The sequence below is a fragment of the Brevibacillus ruminantium genome, from assembly GCF_023746555.1.
GTDB classification, from domain to species: domain Bacteria; phylum Bacillota; class Bacilli; order Brevibacillales; family Brevibacillaceae; genus Brevibacillus; species Brevibacillus ruminantium.
This window is the reverse complement of the sequence record NZ_CP098755.1, coordinates 2,023,437-2,039,481: the sequence shown is the minus strand read 5'-3', so window position 1 is coordinate 2,039,481 and position 16,045 is coordinate 2,023,437. Positions and strand designations below refer to the sequence as shown.

General features: G+C 51.1%; 15 protein-coding genes. 1 reads left to right on the top strand and 14 read right to left on the bottom strand.

The window, feature by feature from the left end; genetic code table 11:
* Positions 1-4: 4 nt before the first annotated feature.
* The gene (spoIIGA, locus tag NDK47_RS09955) at positions 5-967 is read right to left on the bottom strand and encodes a sigma-E processing peptidase SpoIIGA (RefSeq protein ID WP_251874669.1); all 963 of its coding nucleotides are present in this window, start codon (positions 965-967) and stop codon (positions 5-7) included.
* A gap of 354 nt (positions 968-1,321) precedes the next feature.
* Between spoIIGA and NDK47_RS09950 the strand changes: the two genes are divergently transcribed.
* The gene (locus NDK47_RS09950) at positions 1,322-1,504 is read left to right on the top strand and encodes a hypothetical protein (protein ID WP_251874668.1); all 183 of its coding nucleotides are present in this window, start codon (positions 1,322-1,324) and stop codon (positions 1,502-1,504) included.
* A gap of 554 nt (positions 1,505-2,058) precedes the next feature.
* Here the strand turns inward: NDK47_RS09950 and ftsZ are convergent.
* The 13 genes from ftsZ to NDK47_RS09885 form a co-directional block, all read right to left on the bottom strand.
* Positions 2,059-3,204 carry a cell division protein FtsZ gene (gene ftsZ, locus NDK47_RS09945; RefSeq protein ID WP_251874667.1) on the bottom strand — a complete coding sequence of 382 codons (1,146 nt, stop codon included), beginning with the start codon at positions 3,202-3,204 and terminating at the stop codon, positions 2,059-2,061.
* Between the two features lie 105 nt (positions 3,205-3,309).
* Positions 3,310-4,566: a cell division protein FtsA gene (gene ftsA / locus NDK47_RS09940; RefSeq protein ID WP_251874666.1), complete on the bottom strand. Its 1,257-nt coding sequence runs from the start codon at positions 4,564-4,566 to the stop codon at positions 3,310-3,312.
* Between the two features lie 145 nt (positions 4,567-4,711).
* Complete coding sequence (locus NDK47_RS09935) at positions 4,712-5,059, bottom strand: small basic family protein (protein WP_251874665.1); 348 nt, start codon at positions 5,057-5,059, stop codon at positions 4,712-4,714.
* Position 5,060: 1 nt separating this feature from the next.
* Positions 5,061-5,810, bottom strand: a complete 750-nt coding sequence (locus tag NDK47_RS09930) for a DUF881 domain-containing protein (protein ID WP_251874664.1) — start codon at positions 5,808-5,810, stop codon at positions 5,061-5,063.
* A gap of 18 nt (positions 5,811-5,828) precedes the next feature.
* Positions 5,829-6,539, bottom strand: a complete 711-nt coding sequence (locus NDK47_RS09925) for a DUF881 domain-containing protein (protein WP_251874663.1) — start codon at positions 6,537-6,539, stop codon at positions 5,829-5,831.
* Positions 6,540-6,565: 26 nt separating this feature from the next.
* Positions 6,566-7,357 carry a cell division protein FtsQ/DivIB gene (locus tag NDK47_RS09920; RefSeq protein WP_251874662.1) on the bottom strand — a complete coding sequence of 264 codons (792 nt, stop codon included), beginning with the start codon at positions 7,355-7,357 and terminating at the stop codon, positions 6,566-6,568.
* A gap of 183 nt (positions 7,358-7,540) precedes the next feature.
* A complete protein-coding gene (gene murA, locus NDK47_RS09915; RefSeq protein WP_251874661.1) occupies positions 7,541-8,797 on the bottom strand; it encodes a UDP-N-acetylglucosamine 1-carboxyvinyltransferase in 1,257 nt (418 codons plus the stop codon).
* Between the two features lie 15 nt (positions 8,798-8,812).
* Complete coding sequence (murB, locus tag NDK47_RS09910; RefSeq protein ID WP_251874660.1) at positions 8,813-9,718, bottom strand: UDP-N-acetylmuramate dehydrogenase; 906 nt, start codon at positions 9,716-9,718, stop codon at positions 8,813-8,815.
* Between the two features lie 111 nt (positions 9,719-9,829).
* Positions 9,830-10,927: an undecaprenyldiphospho-muramoylpentapeptide beta-N-acetylglucosaminyltransferase gene (murG, locus tag NDK47_RS09905; protein ID WP_251874659.1), complete on the bottom strand. Its 1,098-nt coding sequence runs from the start codon at positions 10,925-10,927 to the stop codon at positions 9,830-9,832.
* Between the two features lie 45 nt (positions 10,928-10,972).
* Entirely contained in the window at positions 10,973-12,067 is a 1,095-nt protein-coding gene (gene spoVE / locus NDK47_RS09900; RefSeq protein ID WP_251874658.1) for a stage V sporulation protein E, read from the bottom strand.
* Between the two features lie 73 nt (positions 12,068-12,140).
* Positions 12,141-13,505 (bottom strand): UDP-N-acetylmuramoyl-L-alanine--D-glutamate ligase, encoded by a 1,365-nt coding sequence (gene murD, locus NDK47_RS09895; protein ID WP_251874657.1) that lies wholly within the window; start codon positions 13,503-13,505, stop codon positions 12,141-12,143.
* On the bottom strand, positions 13,502-14,473 hold the full coding sequence (gene mraY / locus NDK47_RS09890; protein WP_251874656.1) for a phospho-N-acetylmuramoyl-pentapeptide-transferase: 972 nt from the start codon (positions 14,471-14,473) through the stop codon (positions 13,502-13,504). Before mraY ends, murD begins: the two co-directional genes overlap by 4 nt.
* A 43-nt stretch (positions 14,474-14,516) precedes the next feature.
* Positions 14,517-15,995, bottom strand: coding sequence for a UDP-N-acetylmuramoyl-L-alanyl-D-glutamate--2,6-diaminopimelate ligase (locus NDK47_RS09885; protein ID WP_251874655.1), 1,479 nt, complete (start codon positions 15,993-15,995; stop codon positions 14,517-14,519).
* Between the last annotated feature and the right edge of the window lie 50 nt (positions 15,996-16,045).

The following is a 16,045-nucleotide window of genomic DNA, read 5'->3' as shown; positions in this document are numbered from 1 at the left end:
TTTGTTAGCCCTCCTGTTCGCGTACTGGATATTCTTCTTCAAGGGAGGTCTCGATCATCGCGGGATGCACGATGGCCTGGTATTGCCCGTCCGCCGCCAGGGGAATCGGGTTGAGACCCACCAGTACTTTTTTGGTTAGATAACGTTTGCCGTCTTGCACAATCAGCACCTCATCTGGTTTGAATGCGATCAAAAAACTCATGCCACTGGCGACGCTACGATACGGTACCAACCTCAGACGGGGTTGCCACTCAGGTGTCAGCTTCTCCCATATCCCCTCCATCTGATCCAAGGGCTGCTCGCTGTTGCTGCTTAGCCCAATGAGGGCTTCGGGCAGGATATGTGCAAACAATCGAGTCTCCGCAACCATTACAGGGGTTCGGGTGATCGGTTCATAAAGCTGGTTCCCCGTATCGACTAGCCCCCTGCAAAGGACGGTTTCACCTGCGAGCTTCACTACGACCTCCGCCAGAACTGCTTCTACCCTTCGTGGCTGCTGGATCGCGGCATAGCTTTGCTTGCTCAAGAAAAATACGAGGACAAAGCCTGCCAACAGGATTGCCAGCGTGGGTGTAAATCCGACGCCAAAGCCGTCACTATGTACCGTTACCAATTCGCTGATGACCTCGTTTTGCGTCGAGAGAAAATACTGAAGTCCAAACACCCCTCCGCCGAAGACAAAGGCAACGAAATAAAAGAGGATCAGATTATGCAAAAACCCGAGCAACCTTTTTCGGCCAAAGGCAATCCACAGCATGATGACAGAAAAAAGCAATTTGACGGACCATTGGTACATGGGAGCAAAAACGGGAAAAAAGAAAAAGGCGAGATAGGTTGATCCAAACAAGGATGCAAGAATAATCCTCCACCATCGCACCCGCTCCTTGCGAAAATACGCCGTGAACCACAAGAGCAAGGTATCAATGGCCAGATTGAGGAGTAGAATGATATCAAGATACACAATCACTTTGTTCTCACCCCCGATCGTCCGATCAAACCCGACCATCCGGTCTTTTGTCAGAGGTTTCTACCATCGTACAATCAGTGTTGCTCACCGACCAAAGCCAGTATATATCAATGTGTATGTAAAGTCTGTCAATTCTTGACCGTGTTTTTTCGGATTTTTTGTAGAAGAATTTTGGGTGGAAATCTACAGAAAATGAGGGCGTTTTCCTGCTTAAAACCAATACTTTCTTTGCGACAAAAACGCGGAAAATACACCGCGTTTTTTTTATTGACCATCTCCCTTTTTTTGTTAATACTTTCTTACAGTACTCCCTCCGCCTTAAATCCTCGCAACGAGGCTGTAGGGAGAAGAATCATGTTTCCCTGCTTGGCTCCGTATTCCGCCCTGCAGGGAAGTATTTCTGTCCGCTCCACAGCGGCTGGCGGGGGTCCGCAAAAGCCGTTTCGCTCCGGGGTCATCCCAAGGTTGCGCCCCTATTTCCCGCCATCCGCTGCTCCGCTGAGCTGGGCTACACAGTCGCACCGCAGGGAAACATGATTCTTCTCCGGACATACTGCTCCTTTCGAACTTTTAAAATGAGGGAAAGTTAGATCATTCCTTCCATCATTTCTTGAACTTTGCATGTCTTTATGTTCGTCCTTGGTCCACCCACATTGTTTTAAAAAGCTCCGGTTTCGTGAAGAAGCATGTTTTCCTGCGTTGCGACTGTGGAGCTCTCGCTCAGCGGAGGGGGGATTCGCGGGAAAAAGGAGCGCAACCTTGGGATGACCTCGGAGCTTTTCTGCTTTTGCGATCCCCCGCGAATCTCCCCGGAGCGGACAGTGAATCATCCATGTGGGCGGAATACGGAGCTGAGCAGGGAAACATGCTTCTTCTCGCTATGGCTCCGCCTTGAGGTGGCCTTTGAAAAGATTCCGCTTAGATATACGAAACGGTAGAAGATACCCACCCTGTGCCAAAAAGTAAGCACCTCAGAAAATGGGAAAAAGCCTTGCTCTCATAAAGAACAAGGCTTTCGTCAAAATCAGTGATCCCGTCGGATTCCTGTTTTGTGTTTATGTGATACTGCGTACATGAATAGTTGCTTTCGCCTACTTCTTGTTGCGGCGGCGATTGCGCAGGAAGGCCGGAATATCCAGGTTGTCCAGATTGCTCATCGAGAAGAATGGCTTCTCTTCTTCCTCTTCCTTCGCACGTGGCTGAGACTGATTGGAAATTGGCGTCGGACGGTTGCTGGTTTGGACAGGCTGTTGAACGCGGCGCTGTGCAGCGTTTTGACGCTGGTTGTCTTCAAAGCCCGTAGCGATCACCGTTACGACGATCTCGTTTTTCAAATCTTCGTTGATCACGGCACCGAAAATCATGTTTACTTCCGGATCAGCAGCCGAGGATACGATATCAGCCGCTTCGTTTACTTCATACAAGCTCAGGTTGGTGCCGCCCGTAATGTTCATCAGCACACCGCGCGCCCCATCGATCGATGTTTCCAGCAGCGGGCTGGAAATAGCGCGTCTTGCTGCTTCAGCCGCACGATTTTCACCGCTGCCCACACCAATACCCATCAGAGCAGAGCCACGCTCTGTCATAATGGTTTTAACGTCAGCAAAATCCAGGTTGATCAAACCTGGTGTCGCAATCAAATCGGATATCCCTTGTACCCCTTGGCGCAGGATGTTGTCCGCTTCGCGGAATGCTTCCAGCATCGGGGTGTTCTTGTCTACAATTTCCAGCAAACGATCGTTCGGGATAACGATCAGTGTGTCTACCTTTTCCTTCAATGCTGCAATTCCCAGCTCACCTTGCATCGAGCGCTTGCGTCCCTCAAAGGAAAACGGGCGAGTTACGACACCAACAGTCAAAGCGCCCAGCTCTTTGGCGATCTCTGCTACGACAGGTGCTGCACCAGTACCTGTACCGCCACCCATTCCGCCTGTGACGAAGACCATATCTGCGCCGCGCAGGGCGTTCTCGATCAGATCACGACTTTCTTCCGCCGCTTTTTTTCCGATTTCCGGATTGGCACCGGCTCCCAGTCCTCGTGTCAGTTTTTCTCCGATCTGCAGCTTGATGTCAGCACTGGAGAGTTGCAGAGCTTGCGCGTCTGTATTGAGAGTAATAAATTCGACTCCTCTCACACCGCCGGCAATCATACGGTTGACCGCGTTGCTTCCGCCACCGCCGCAACCAATTACTTTAATTCGCGCAAAGGATTCCATGTCCATATCAAATTCCAGCATCTTGCTAGTCCTCCCCAATTCAACTTGAGAAAAGCTTCTGTGTGGTGAAGCTGCTTGGTGAATCGGTACCTTCACCAAATTCGGAGTATTCGGTTACAGCAACTCTTAAATGAACTCGCTGAACCAGTTCTTTACTTTGTCCATCAAGCCGGCCCCTTCTTTCGGCTTGGAAGAAACAGCTGACTTTTGTGCCCCTTTAAACGATGGAGGAGCTACCCGCACACTCCGGCGCTCCAACTGATGGAGGGCGTACTGAATCAAACCGACACCAGTTGTGTAAGCAGGGTCTCTCACCCCTATGTAATCGGGGATTGCGACGCGGACAGGAGCATCTAACTCCTCTTTTGCCAATTCCAGCATGCCTGGCATCGCTACTGTGCCACCAGTCAAAACGTAGCCGCCGGCTATGTCATCATGGTACCCGAGCTTGTACACGGCATCTTCGACAAGATGGAAAATCTCCGCCGCACGCGGTTCAATAATGTTCGCTAGATCCACCTGAGTAAACTGTTTTTCCACATCACTGCCAATACGCGTCACCTTGAATTTTACATCCTCAGAAGCCTCGTCGATCAGAGCGCAGCCATTTTTGGTCTTGACTCGTTCGGCTACGTCCGTATGAGTCCGAAGTCCTAATGAGATATCATTGGTAATATGGTCGCCGCCAATTCCAATTACAGTCGTTGCTGCCAGTTTTCCCTGTTCAAATACACCGATTGTCGTAGAACCGGCACCAATATCTACCAAAACGACTCCCATTTTTTTGTCGTCTTTGGAAAGAGCTACCGTGCTGGAGGCAAGCGGCTGCAGAAAAATCCCGGAAACGTGGAGATTTGTCCGCTCCGTGCAGCGCACAATATTATGTACGACAGTTTTAGACCCGGTTACAATCGTGCCTTCCATTTCTAGACGGACGCCGATCATACCTCGCGGATCTTTTATGCCACCCTGCCCATCTACGATGTATTCTTTCGGTACAACTTCAATAATCTCACGGTCGGGCGGTATGGCAACAACCTTTGCTGCCTGGATGACTCGTTGGATGTCTTCCTCTCGTATTTCACGGTCCTCGCTGGATACAGCGACAACCCCTTGTGTTTCATGCAGCTCAATGTGGTTCCCTGTGATACCGACATAAACTTCGTCAATCGATACCCCTACCATGCGCTCGGCATGGTCTACAGCTTCCCGGATGGCATGCACAGTTTGGTCGATGTCGACGATCACACCCTTTTTGATTCCTTCCGAGTGTGCTTGTCCGACTCCGATGATGTTGATGGAACCGTTGTTTACCTCGCCAATCATGACGCGTACTTTAGAAGTTCCAATGTCTAGGCTGACGATGAGTTCATTGCTTACCAAACCTGTGACACCTCCCTTGCTACGTCTTTAGTCATCGTGAAGTGAACACATCTGCGTAATTTATTCCACACAGAAGTACCATTCCCTTTTTTTTAACACGATTTTTTGTAAAAATATGACCTTTTTCCCAATTCGGGATGAGTCTCTATTCCTGCTGGTTTATCCACCGGGATAGTACGATCCGACGAATGACCGCCAGATTGTTAAACAAACGTACGCCAAATGCCACAATCGCAGCTAAATAGAGGTCGATTCCCAAAAATCCGCCGATAAAGGCCAGCCCGGCTGCAAACAGCGTATTAAAGAAAAAGCCGGACATAAAGATGCGCACATTGAATGTTCGTTCCAGATAGGAGCGAATCCCGCCGAAAATCGTGTCCAAGCCAGCAAGCAGTGCAATCGACAGATAGCTGCTGTATTCCTGCGGGACACGCCAATCCAGCAAAAAACCAACCACGATACCTACGATGAGTCCGATAAGCGGGAGCCACATGTCAGGATTCTCCTTTTTCTTTGACAGGTTTCATGTATTGGATGGGGCGTTGCTCTCTGTGTGCAGGAACAATCAACTTCTCCCGCTTTTCGGCAATAATCTCTTTATTGGCCATGCGAAAGTTTTCTTCCACACCTTCCAGCTTCAGGGCAGACAGCAACACTTCAGGTTCCCCCAACGCTTTCAGTTCGTACGGTGGCTGAATGGTCTTCGTATCGATTTGGATCGAATCGCCGACGTAGCGGATCGGTGTAGTTGCGACCATGCGGTGACCATTAATCGAGACCGCCTGGGCACCATTGGCAAAAAGTACATTGACCAGCCATCTGAGGTCTTCCTCGTCACTCGTATAACCACCTACCAGAGGCTCGGTCACTTCTCCATCGTGGCCCAGTTCCGCATGATGCAGCGCAGCTTCAACTACCTGCAGCACGATTCCCTTTCCCTCGACGCTGACCATACCTGCCAGTTTACGATTCCGGGCAAGCTCTTCTTTCATAACCGAAAGGCTTTCATCCTCATTTAGTGAAGTTTCATACTGATAGTACAGTTGATTGTACTTAGAAATATCCGCCAAAAGATTTTTGTGCTTCTCCAGTTCCTTCTGCAGAGACGCACGCAACTCAGCAATACTCCGCGACTCTTTATGAACCGGGTGAAAGCTGCTCCTTAGCTGGATGGTCAACATAACCCCTATGATAGCACTAATAATAGCAAGAATAAATGTGATTTTACGGTTTTTTTGCAACATCAGAAACGCTTCCTTCACCTAGGAATGTTTGGTCTTGGCGTCGCCTACATACGCGGGAAGTTTTAGCTTGTCCTTTTTGGCCAGATCAATCTGTACGAAGTCCTGCAGAGATTGCATGACACCGCCTGGAAGATGCAAGGCTGATTCCAACGTGTGAGGATCTCCAATTGCAGAAATTACAAACGGCGCTGCAGACTTAATGCCGTTGACAATAATTGTCGGACCCACACAGCGAATAGCCGAATTGCTCACCAAACGTTGTCCGTTAATGCTGATCGCTTCAGCCCCTGCTGCCCGCAGCTCATTGACTACCAGACGAACATCTTCTTCATGGACGATGTAATTTGCTACATCCGGTGCACTTCCGGCATTTTGGCTGTCCTGCATCGTAACGATGACACCCGGGCCCTCAACCGGTACGACACCAGCTCGCATCCGCGCTGCCTCCAGCTCACTGAGAATACTCCCCGCTTCTGATTTTCTCTGTGCCATCGCTTCTTCCACTTTGCCCACTTGCCGCTGCAAGTCGAGCAATTGATTCTCAAGGTGCCGGTTTTGCTCTTTTTCCGCCAATATCCGCTCGTTTAATTGGGTCTCTTTTTGAAAAAGCTGATCGTTCATCCTCTCTCTTTGTAGCAGCTTGGTCGTTTCGACGGAAGTCGCTACGAGGAAACCTGTGCAAAAAGTGACAAGCGTAAGGTAAATATTAAATTTATGTCGACGCCCCATATAACCGTTCCCCTTCTAGCAAATACTTATGAGCGCTTGGGGCTTGACTCGCCGGCGGGAAGCTGAATCGGCGCACCCGGATTCGTGTAAGGCACAAACCAAGGCTGCTCAAACAACGAGAGAACCCCTTTTACTCCTTTGGGCAGTTCTTTCACAATTGTCGGATACCAGTTGAGCATGGTATCCAGCTTGTACACGACGCTTCTCACTTCATTCCCGTCGCGCATATACAGCGTAATCCGCTGTTTGTCATATACGGTAGGCGTCAGCGCAATGTCGGAAATTTCTCCTAACACGGCGGGGGACAGATTGGCCAATGCCTTCGCCAGGGTGGGAAGCATCTCGGGTGACTGCCAGAAGCTGATCAAGGGCCTGTCCACGATACGTTTGGAAAAATCGACTTGTCGAAGCACCTTGCCATTTTCCAGAAGCGGCGCTCGGCTGCCGTCCTGTCCATTCCAGAAAGCCACTCTTCGAAATTCGGTGACATGCAAACGGATTACTCCGGGAAAGGAGCGCTCCACTTTAATCTCCTTCACTCCCTCAAGCGGTTCGCTTGCTTTTTGCACCTGATACTCCCATACATTAAAAAACTGCATACCGATCGTCAAACCGGAATGACTGACGATCTCTTCCGGTGTGTACATGTCATTCCCATACACCTGTATCTCCTGCACCTTGCTGTAAGGCGAGCGAATAAAGAGGACGATCAAGACAATCAAAAAGAACAGTACGAGTAAATAGATAAGCTTTCGATTTCCTTTGCGCCTCGGTCGCTGCTCTTTGACATGCGGAATCCGATCTTCAATAACCGCCATGACTCAACCCTTCCTCGCTGCACGAGCATGATCACGCGCCAAGCTTTCATATTGCTTGTCCGACTCGCTTGCACCGGAAGCTTGTCCGTTCATGCGAGCACACAAAAACTGGGATCATTATAAATTACTGTCATGTTACAAAACAGGGAAAGCGGCATAGATATGCCGCTTGATTTCTTGGGTCTATGTCGACACTCGGGTGATGCGGGCACCCAACTGCTGTAGCTGCAACTCCAGCCGTTCATAACCACGGTCGATATGGTGAATCTGTGAAACCGTAGTCGTACCCTCCGCTGCCAACCCTGCCAGTACAAGAGCAGCACCGGCCCGAAGGTCGCTTGCCTCCACGCTCGCGCCGGACAGTCGCTCCACACCGCGGATAATCGCGGACCCCAGATCGACGTAAATGGATGCTCCCATTCTGGCCAATTCGTTCACATGGTTGAATCTTCCCTCAAAAACGGTCTCTTTGATCACACTTGTTCCATTGGCCAGAGAAAGAAATACCATTAACTGTGCTTGCAAATCAGTCGGGAAACCAGGAAACGGGGAAGTGATAATCCGATCATACGATTTTGGACTACCCGTCTTCTTAACCTCCATTATATCATGGTGGGTCTTGATTTCAACACCACAGCTACGGGCTACCTCAATTACAGCGGTGAGATGCTCAGGGATAGTATTGGCCAGTTCGATATGTCCTTGCGACACACCGACCGCAAGCAGATGAGTGCCTGCTACGATCCGATCAGGGATGATACGATAGCTGACAGAGCGCAGCCGCGGAACTCCCTGGACTTCGATCGTGTCCGTTCCTGCTCCACTGATACGGGCCCCCATCGCATTGAGGAAATTTTGCAAATCGACAATCTCCGGTTCTCTGGCTGCATTGCAGATTCGGGTGGTTCCCTTGGCCAAAACAGCCGCCATCATGATGTTTTCCGTGGCTCCCACACTGGGAAACGAAAGAAAGATATTGGTTCCATACAATTGTTCAGCCCGAAACGTTATATAGCCCTCGGCTTCCTCGATTTTTGCACCAAGCGCGGTCAACCCGGCGAGATGCAGGTCGATTCGCCGCTCTCCGATCAAACATCCCCCCGGTCGGGAAATGGTGACCTCCCCCAGTCGAGCCAAGAGCGGTCCGGCCAGAAAGATCGAAGAACGCATTTGACCCATCAGGTCATCAGGCACATGCGTTACGGAAACGGAAGTCGTATCAAGATCCACACTTCCTTCGGCATGCTTTGTTTTTGCTCCCAGTGCTTGCAAAATCTCCAGCATCACCTCAATGTCCCTGAGGTGGGGAACATCATAGATATAAAATTGCCCTTCCGCGAGAACAGACGCGGCGAGTATGGGAAGGGCAGCATTCTTGGCTCCTTGGATCCGAAGCGAACCGGACAGAGTTCTTCCGCCTTCGATCGCAAAAGTATCCAAACTTTCACCTCCGTGTTACCCCTCGCCCACCACCAGTACCTCCTGATGCATTTCGACGCCAAATTTTTCCTGAATCGTGCATCGGATGTGCGTAATCAAGGTGAGGACGTCGGCAGCCGTAGCTCCTCCCCGATTGACGATGAAGTTTGCGTGGATCTCAGAAACCTGAGCTCCGCCGATCTGAAAGCCTTTCAGTCCTGCTGCTTCAATCAAGCGGCCTGCATGATCTCCCGGCGGATTGCGGAAGACACTGCCGGCACAGGGCATCTGTAGGGGCTGTGTGATCCGGCGCCGATCCTTGTTTGCAGCCAAAACAGCTGCGATCTCTTTGCGGTCACCCTGGCGCAGTTGGAAACGCGCTTCCAGTACAATTCCCTTTCGCTTTTGCAGCAGGGAGGTTCGGTAACTGAAGCTCAGTTCCTCGTTGTTCAACACACTTACTTCACCATCTTCAAAGAGAATTTCGGCATCTTTGATAATCCGTGACAGATCCGATCCGTGCGCCCCTGCATTCATGTAAACGGCTCCGCCAACTGTACCAGGAATGCCTCCCGCAAACTCCATACCTGTTAATCCCATTTTGCCTGTTTCCATCGCCAGGCGGATCATGGAATATCCGGCACCCACACGCACCTCTTCGCCCCTGAATTCGCAGTGACTCAAGCCCTCAGCCACCTTCAGCACGGCTCCACGTATCCCTCCGTCCCTCACCAGAAGGTTGGAACCGCGCCCGATCACGCTCCAAGGAATATTATGACGACGGATGATTTGCAAGGCTGTCAGCAATTCTGACTTATCCTTGGGCTGGATTAACAAATCAGCAGGACCCCCTATCCGCCAAGTCGTATGGTTGGCGAGAGGTTCATTGGTCCACACTTTTCCAACATTCGCCTGCCTCAACTCATCTGTGATCTGTTTCATTTGTGAACCTCCTGATACACATGCTAGGGTTGCAACTAGGCCTTATCACGTGTTTGCTCCATACTATGCGATCGCCCATTTTTGCGTGACAATGGACCAAAAAAGCCCAGCTTACTTCGCTACTTTCTTCATCACCTGATAAATGTCCGTTGCCGCCTGAGGCATTCCCAGCTTTCGGGAGGACTCCCGCATTTCAGCCCAGCGCTCATCATCTTTTAAAATGGACGCAAGCGCTTTAAACAGACGCTCTCCATTCAATTCATTTTCCAACAAAACAACCGCCGCCCCCTGCTTTTCCAGTCCACGGGCATTTTTCTCCTGATGGTTGTTGGTGACGTACGGACTCGGGATCAAGATAGACGGTACCCCGAGTGCTGTGATTTCAGCCAGACTGGACGCACCTGCCCGCCCTACCAGCAGATGGGTTGCCGCCAAAAGATCCGGCATATTGTGGACGAATGGAAAGACGGAAAGGTTGCCAGGCAACGCGTCCAATTCTTTGATCGCTGCCGAAATCGTTTCGTAGTGAACGTTTCCCGTCACGTAGACAAAATGCGACTGCGGAAATTCTCCCATACGCGGGATCATGGCCAGAGTCGCCTCGTTGATCGGTCGCGCCCCTCGGCTGCCGCCAAAGATCAGCACAATACGCTTGTCCGCATCCACGCCAAGGAAGTCTCTTCCTGCCGAAGCCTCTCCATGCATGACCTCAGTAGCCCTCGGATTTCCGGTCAAAACCGTTTTGGCCGCAGGAAAAAATGACAACGACTCTTCAAAGGAAACCGCAACCCGATCGACGTAGCGGGCCAAGAATTTATTCGTCAGTCCGGGTACCACATTTTGTTCATGAATCACGGTCGGAATCCCCAACTTTGCCGCCGCATAGACAACAGGGCCGCACACGTATCCACCCGTGCCGATTACGACATCCGGGCGGTACTCGCGCAGCATCTTTTTAGAATCCGAAACCGCCCTGAGAAATTTCCAGAACGTCTTTACATTGTCGAGCGTCAGTTTTCGCTTCAATCCGGCGATCTCCACCGATTGAAAAGGAATCCCTGCGCGCGGAACCAGCTCCGCCTCCAGACCCTTTTTACTTCCTATGTACAAAAAGGCAGCCTGCGGTTCCTGGCGAGCTATTTCTTTCGCCACCGCAAGCGCCGGATAGATATGACCTCCTGTGCCTCCACCTGTGAGGACCACACGCATAAACAATCACCCTCACCCTGTTTGCTTAGTATCCTTTTTCCCTCTCTATCTGGAAAAACGGGAGATATTCAACAATACCCCTACCCCAGTCAGCATCAGGGTCAATGATGAACCGCCGTAGCTGAGGAAGGGGAGTGTAATGCCTGTGACAGGGAACATGCCGGTTACCACCCCTACGTTGATGACAACCTGGATGGCAATCATGCCGATAATCCCAAGCGCTAACAGACTTCCGTACAAATCCGGCGCCGTAATCGCTGTGCGCATCCCCCTCCAAAGGAGCAGGAGAAATAACAGCAGCACCAGCGTTCCCCCGACAAATCCCAACTCTTCGGCAATCACCGAAAAGATAAAATCATTATAGGGCTCTGGCAAATAATAGTGCTTTTGCCGGCTCTGACCAAGGCCAAGGCCAAACAATCCGCCCGGTCCAATAGCGTAAAGCGACTGGATGATCTGATAACCAGTACCTTGCGGGTCCTGCCAAGGATCGAGGAAAGAGGTGATTCGCTTGATCCTGTATGGAGCGGACAAAACGAGTCCGACAAATCCGGCGAGACCAATCATGCCGAGTCCGACGAAATGGCTGATTCTGGCACCTGCTGCAAAGATCATGACGACCGCTGTTCCCATCAAGACCGTGCCTGTTCCCAGATCTGGCTGCAGCATGATCAGACCAAAGCACAGGACGGGTATCCCCAGTGCAGGGACCAAGCCCTTGCGAAACAAGACGATCTCTTTTTGATTATCGGAAAGCCAGCGAGCCAGAAAAGCCACGACGCCCAGCTTCGCAAATTCCCCCGGCTGGATGCCGAACGCCCCGAATCCGAGCCAGCTTTTCGAGCCATTTACCTCAATCCCGATCACGAGAACGATGATGAGCAGCCCGATACTGATCAGAAAGCCGAGCTTGGACCACTGCTTCCATACCCAGTAATCAATATTCATCATCAAATACATGGACGTAATACCCAAAATCGCAAAAATCAACTGCCGTTTCGCGAAGAAATACGGATCGTTGAAGGGAGCCCTCTGCGCAACGATAGCACTGGCGCTGTAGACCATCACGATGCCAATTCCTAATAAAAAAAGTGTTGCAAAAATGATCAAGAAGTCGGGGGCAGAGCGTACCTTGCTCATCGTGCAAAGTCATCCTTTCTCACGCCGTCCCGGGAGGTCGTCAAACGGAAGAGAGAAGCACAGGGACAAGGCGTTATGCTAGGCTTGTTTTAAGTCTATGCACAGCGTCCTTAAACATGCTTCCCCGCACCTCAAATGACGGAAACATATCCCAACTCGCACATGCCGGGCTGAGCAATACAGCATCCCCCGGCGATGCAGCCTCGTAAGCGGCAAGAACGGCTTTTTCCACAGTATCGACATGGATCAGCGTCTTGATTCCTGCTTCTTTGGCTCTTGCCAGCAAAATAGGGGCCGTCTCTCCAAAGGCAACCACAGCTTTTACACGCGGCTCGATGACCGGGATGAGCTCCTCAAAAGAAACGCCTCGATCCAAACCGCCGCAAATCCAGACAACCGGTTCTGCAAGCGCCTGCAAAGCTCTTGACGCAGCCTCTGAATTGGTTGCCTTGGAATCATTGTAATACTTCGCACCTTTCACTGTCGCGACGAATTCCATTCGATGCTCCACTCCGGCAAAGCTGGACAATACGCTCGCTATCGCGGCAGTGTCTGCCCCCGCCAGCTTGGCGACCAGTGCAGCCGCCAGCGCGTTATCCAAGTGGGCCACAGACAGCTTTTCTACAGGAAGAATCTCTTCGCGCTCCCCCGAAGCTCCTACATAGACAATGACACCATTTTCTACATAGGTACCACGCGGAACGGGATGGTGTTTGCTGAAGGAATACACGGTCGCCTGCAGCTTTTCTGCTTCCGGCCACGCCTCTGGTTGATCGTATGGAAGAATCGCGATATCATCGGCTGTCTGATTGGCAAAAAGCTTCCATTTTGCTGCCCGATACTCGTCCATCGTATGATGATAGTCAAGATGTGCTTGATATATGTTCATCAACACCCCGATTTTCGGTTTGAACGTAACGGTTCCCATCAGCTGAAAGCTGCTCAACTCAGCCACCAGCCATTGGTCGGGACGCGCCTGAGAAGCCAGTCCGCACAAAACGGTTCCGATATTTCCTCCCGTCAATGCGTCTATGCCCGCTTTTTGCAAAATTAAGCCGACCAGCGTCGTGGTGGTCGTTTTCCCATTGGAGCCGGTAATGCCGATAATAGGCGCTTTGGCGATTTGATAGGCCAACTCTACCTCGGTTACGACCGGTATCCCAAGCTCAATCGCTTTGGCTACAGGAGCAGCCTCATAGGGAATGCCGGGATTTTTCACCACAAGGGCTACTCCTGGGTGAATCAAATCATCCGGGTGCCCCCCGCAAATGACCTGAATACCCAGCTTCTCCAGTTCCTCGACTCCTACTGCTTGCTCTCGCGGTTTTTGATCATTTACCACGACATGCGCACCAAAGCGGTGCAGCAGTTGGGCCACTGCTACACCGCTTTTTGCCATGCCTAATACGACGACCTGCTGATTCTGATAGAGGCTCATCGCAGAGTCACCACCTCAAGATATACGCCTAGTCCAGCACAGATCATACCGACCAGCCAAAAGGTAACGACTACCCGCCACTCTGACCAGCCCGTCAACTCAAAATGATGATGCAGCGGACTCATGCGAAAGATTCGTTTTCCCCTCGTCTTGAAGGAAACTACCTGCAAAATAACGGACAGGGTTTCGACGACGAATACGCCGCCAATGATAGCCAAAAGCAACTCTGTTTTCGTCATAATCGCGATTCCGGCCAGCGCTCCACCGAGCGCGAGCGAGCCAGTATCGCCCATAAATACGCGCGCTGGATGAGCGTTGAAGACTAAAAATCCGAGTACAGCCCCTACGACTGCCGCACTGAAAATAGCCGTATCATAGCTCTGACTAAACCAGGCGATAATCGCATATGCCCCGAACGCAATCGCCCCCGTCCCTGCCAAAAGACCGTCCAATCCATCCGTGATGTTGACGGCATTGGTCGTACCGACCAGAAGAAACAGCAGAAACGGGAAGTAAAGAATGCCCAACTCAATATTCCATGGGGTCCCCGGAAGATGGAGTGACGTATCATGCCCCATCAGGTGCAGCAAATAATAGGCACCGATAGCTAAAAGGATTTGGCCGGCAAATTTTTGTTTGGCAGTCAGTCCCAGATTTCGCTTTTTGATAATCTTGATGTAGTCATCCAGAAAACCGATCAAACCGTACCCGATTGTGACCAGCATCAGAAAGAAAACCTCGATGGTGGCATTCGCAAATTTCAGCACGGTAAAGATGAGTGCCAACAAAATGATGGTACCCCCCATGGTGGGTGTCCCTGCTTTTTTATGATGGGATTGCGGTCCTTCTTCCCGGATCGCCTGACCGAATTTCAGGCGGCGAAGAACGGGAATGAACAAGGGACCGATGAGAACTGCGATGAGAAACGCGGCTACGATCGTGACGAGGAGTACGTTGTCAGCGAACATGCCCGACCCTCCTTTCTCTGATGCTATTCAATAATGGGTGCCACTATTCGCTTTTCCACCTGGCGATGGCTTCTTTTGCTACTTCCCTGTCATCAAACGGGAGAACTTCCCCTTTGATGATCTGGTAAGTCTCATGCCCTTTACCGGCGATAAGAATGACATCGCCTTCACTTGCTAGCGAGACGGCATGAGAGATGGCTTCTCTGCGATCAACCATTGCCGTATAACGCTCCGGCGCTACCTCTCCCAAACCCGCAAGCATGTCAGCCAGAATCGCCTCGGGGTCCTCCGAACGGGGGTTATCGGAGGTTAAGACTGCGAGGTCCGCGTATTTTGTTGCAATTCTCGCCATAATTGGGCGCTTTGTTTTATCCCGGTCACCGCCACAACCTACGATGCAGAATATCTTTCCTTTGGCAAATTCCTTCACGGTCACAAGGGCATTTTCCAGGCTGTCCGGGGTATGCGAATAATCGACCAGGACGGCAAAAGGCTGCCCTGCCTGGACGGATTCAAATCGGCCGTTTACGCCAGGAACTTGTTCCAGACTGGCCTTGATTTCAGCCAGCGGAATACCCTCAGCCAATCCGACTGCGATCGCAGCCAAAGCATTATAGACGTTGAATTTGCCCATCAATTTAAGCGAAAGACGGATTGAGCCGGCAAACGTGTGGGCGACAAAAGTCGTTCCCTGTGTGCTGATCTCGATTTCATCCGCCCGAATATCGGCTGCTTGATCAATTCCGTACGTGATGACCCGCGCCGGGGTCACGGTGGCAAAAAAACGGGATGCCTCGTCGTCCGCATTGAGTACAGCCGTTTTTAATCGCTGCGGGTCATAGCTGTTCCCGAGCTGGGCAAACAGCAGCGACTTGGCATGCCGATAATTTTCCATGGTCTTGTGATAATCCAGATGGTCCTGCGTCAGGTTGGTGAAGACGGCTGTATGTATGTCACACCCGCGGACACGCCCCAATTCCAACGCATGGGAAGATACCTCGATGGTCGCATACTCCGTGCCGATGTCACACATGCGTCGAAAACTCTCCTGCAGTTCCAGGGCATCCGGCGTGGTATTCTTAATTTCCTCTGTAACCTCACCAATGCGCATATGAATCGTGCCAATAAGGCCGGTCTTCTTTTTCTGGTCGCGCAAAATCTTGTCGATCAGATGAGTAGTTGTGGTTTTTCCATTCGTGCCTGTAACCCCGATTACTTTCAACTGCCGTGTGGGTGACCCGTAAAAACGGTCAGCCAGCATCGCCATTGCTCGGCGGGTATCAGGAACCCGAACAACGGTGGCCGGCACGTCTACATCCTTTTCTGCCAATATGGCAACGGCCCCATTTTCTACAGCCTGGGCTGCATACTGGTGACCGTCCACGGTAAAGCCTGTCAAGCATACAAACAAGCATCCCGGTTTTACTTTGCGTGAATCTGCTGTCAAACTCGTGATTTCTATGCTGTCCTCCCCTATCACGCTGACCGGCAACAAAGGAGCAAGCAGATCCCGAAGTAGCATAAACTGGCACCCCATTCTTTCCTTAGTATAGACAAAAGCAGTGGGAATTC

What these genes read in the sequence shown, in the direction of transcription:
- NDK47_RS09950 (WP_251874668.1), top strand. Translation starts at nt 1,322, where the DNA reads ATGTTTCCCTGCTTGGCTCCGTATTCCGCCCTGCAGGGAAGTATTTCT.
- ftsZ (WP_251874667.1), bottom strand. Translation starts at nt 3,204, where the DNA reads ATGCTGGAATTTGATATGGACATGGAATCCTTTGCGCGAATTAAAGTA.
- NDK47_RS09935 (WP_251874665.1), bottom strand. Translation starts at nt 5,059, where the DNA reads ATGTGGCTCCCGCTTATCGGACTCATCGTAGGTATCGTGGTTGGTTTT.
- NDK47_RS09930 (WP_251874664.1), bottom strand. Translation starts at nt 5,810, where the DNA reads ATGTTGCAAAAAAACCGTAAAATCACATTTATTCTTGCTATTATTAGT.
- NDK47_RS09925 (WP_251874663.1), bottom strand. Translation starts at nt 6,539, where the DNA reads ATGGGGCGTCGACATAAATTTAATATTTACCTTACGCTTGTCACTTTT.
- NDK47_RS09920 (WP_251874662.1), bottom strand. Translation starts at nt 7,357, where the DNA reads ATGGCGGTTATTGAAGATCGGATTCCGCATGTCAAAGAGCAGCGACCG.
- murB (WP_251874660.1), bottom strand. Translation starts at nt 9,718, where the DNA reads ATGAAACAGATCACAGATGAGTTGAGGCAGGCGAATGTTGGAAAAGTG.
- murG (WP_251874659.1), bottom strand. Translation starts at nt 10,927, where the DNA reads ATGCGTGTGGTCCTCACAGGTGGAGGCACAGGAGGTCATATCTATCCG.
- spoVE (WP_251874658.1), bottom strand. Translation starts at nt 12,067, where the DNA reads ATGAGCAAGGTACGCTCTGCCCCCGACTTCTTGATCATTTTTGCAACA.
- murD (WP_251874657.1), bottom strand. Translation starts at nt 13,505, where the DNA reads ATGAGCCTCTATCAGAATCAGCAGGTCGTCGTATTAGGCATGGCAAAA.
- mraY (WP_251874656.1), bottom strand. Translation starts at nt 14,473, where the DNA reads ATGTTCGCTGACAACGTACTCCTCGTCACGATCGTAGCCGCGTTTCTC.
- NDK47_RS09885 (WP_251874655.1), bottom strand. Translation starts at nt 15,995, where the DNA reads ATGCTACTTCGGGATCTGCTTGCTCCTTTGTTGCCGGTCAGCGTGATA.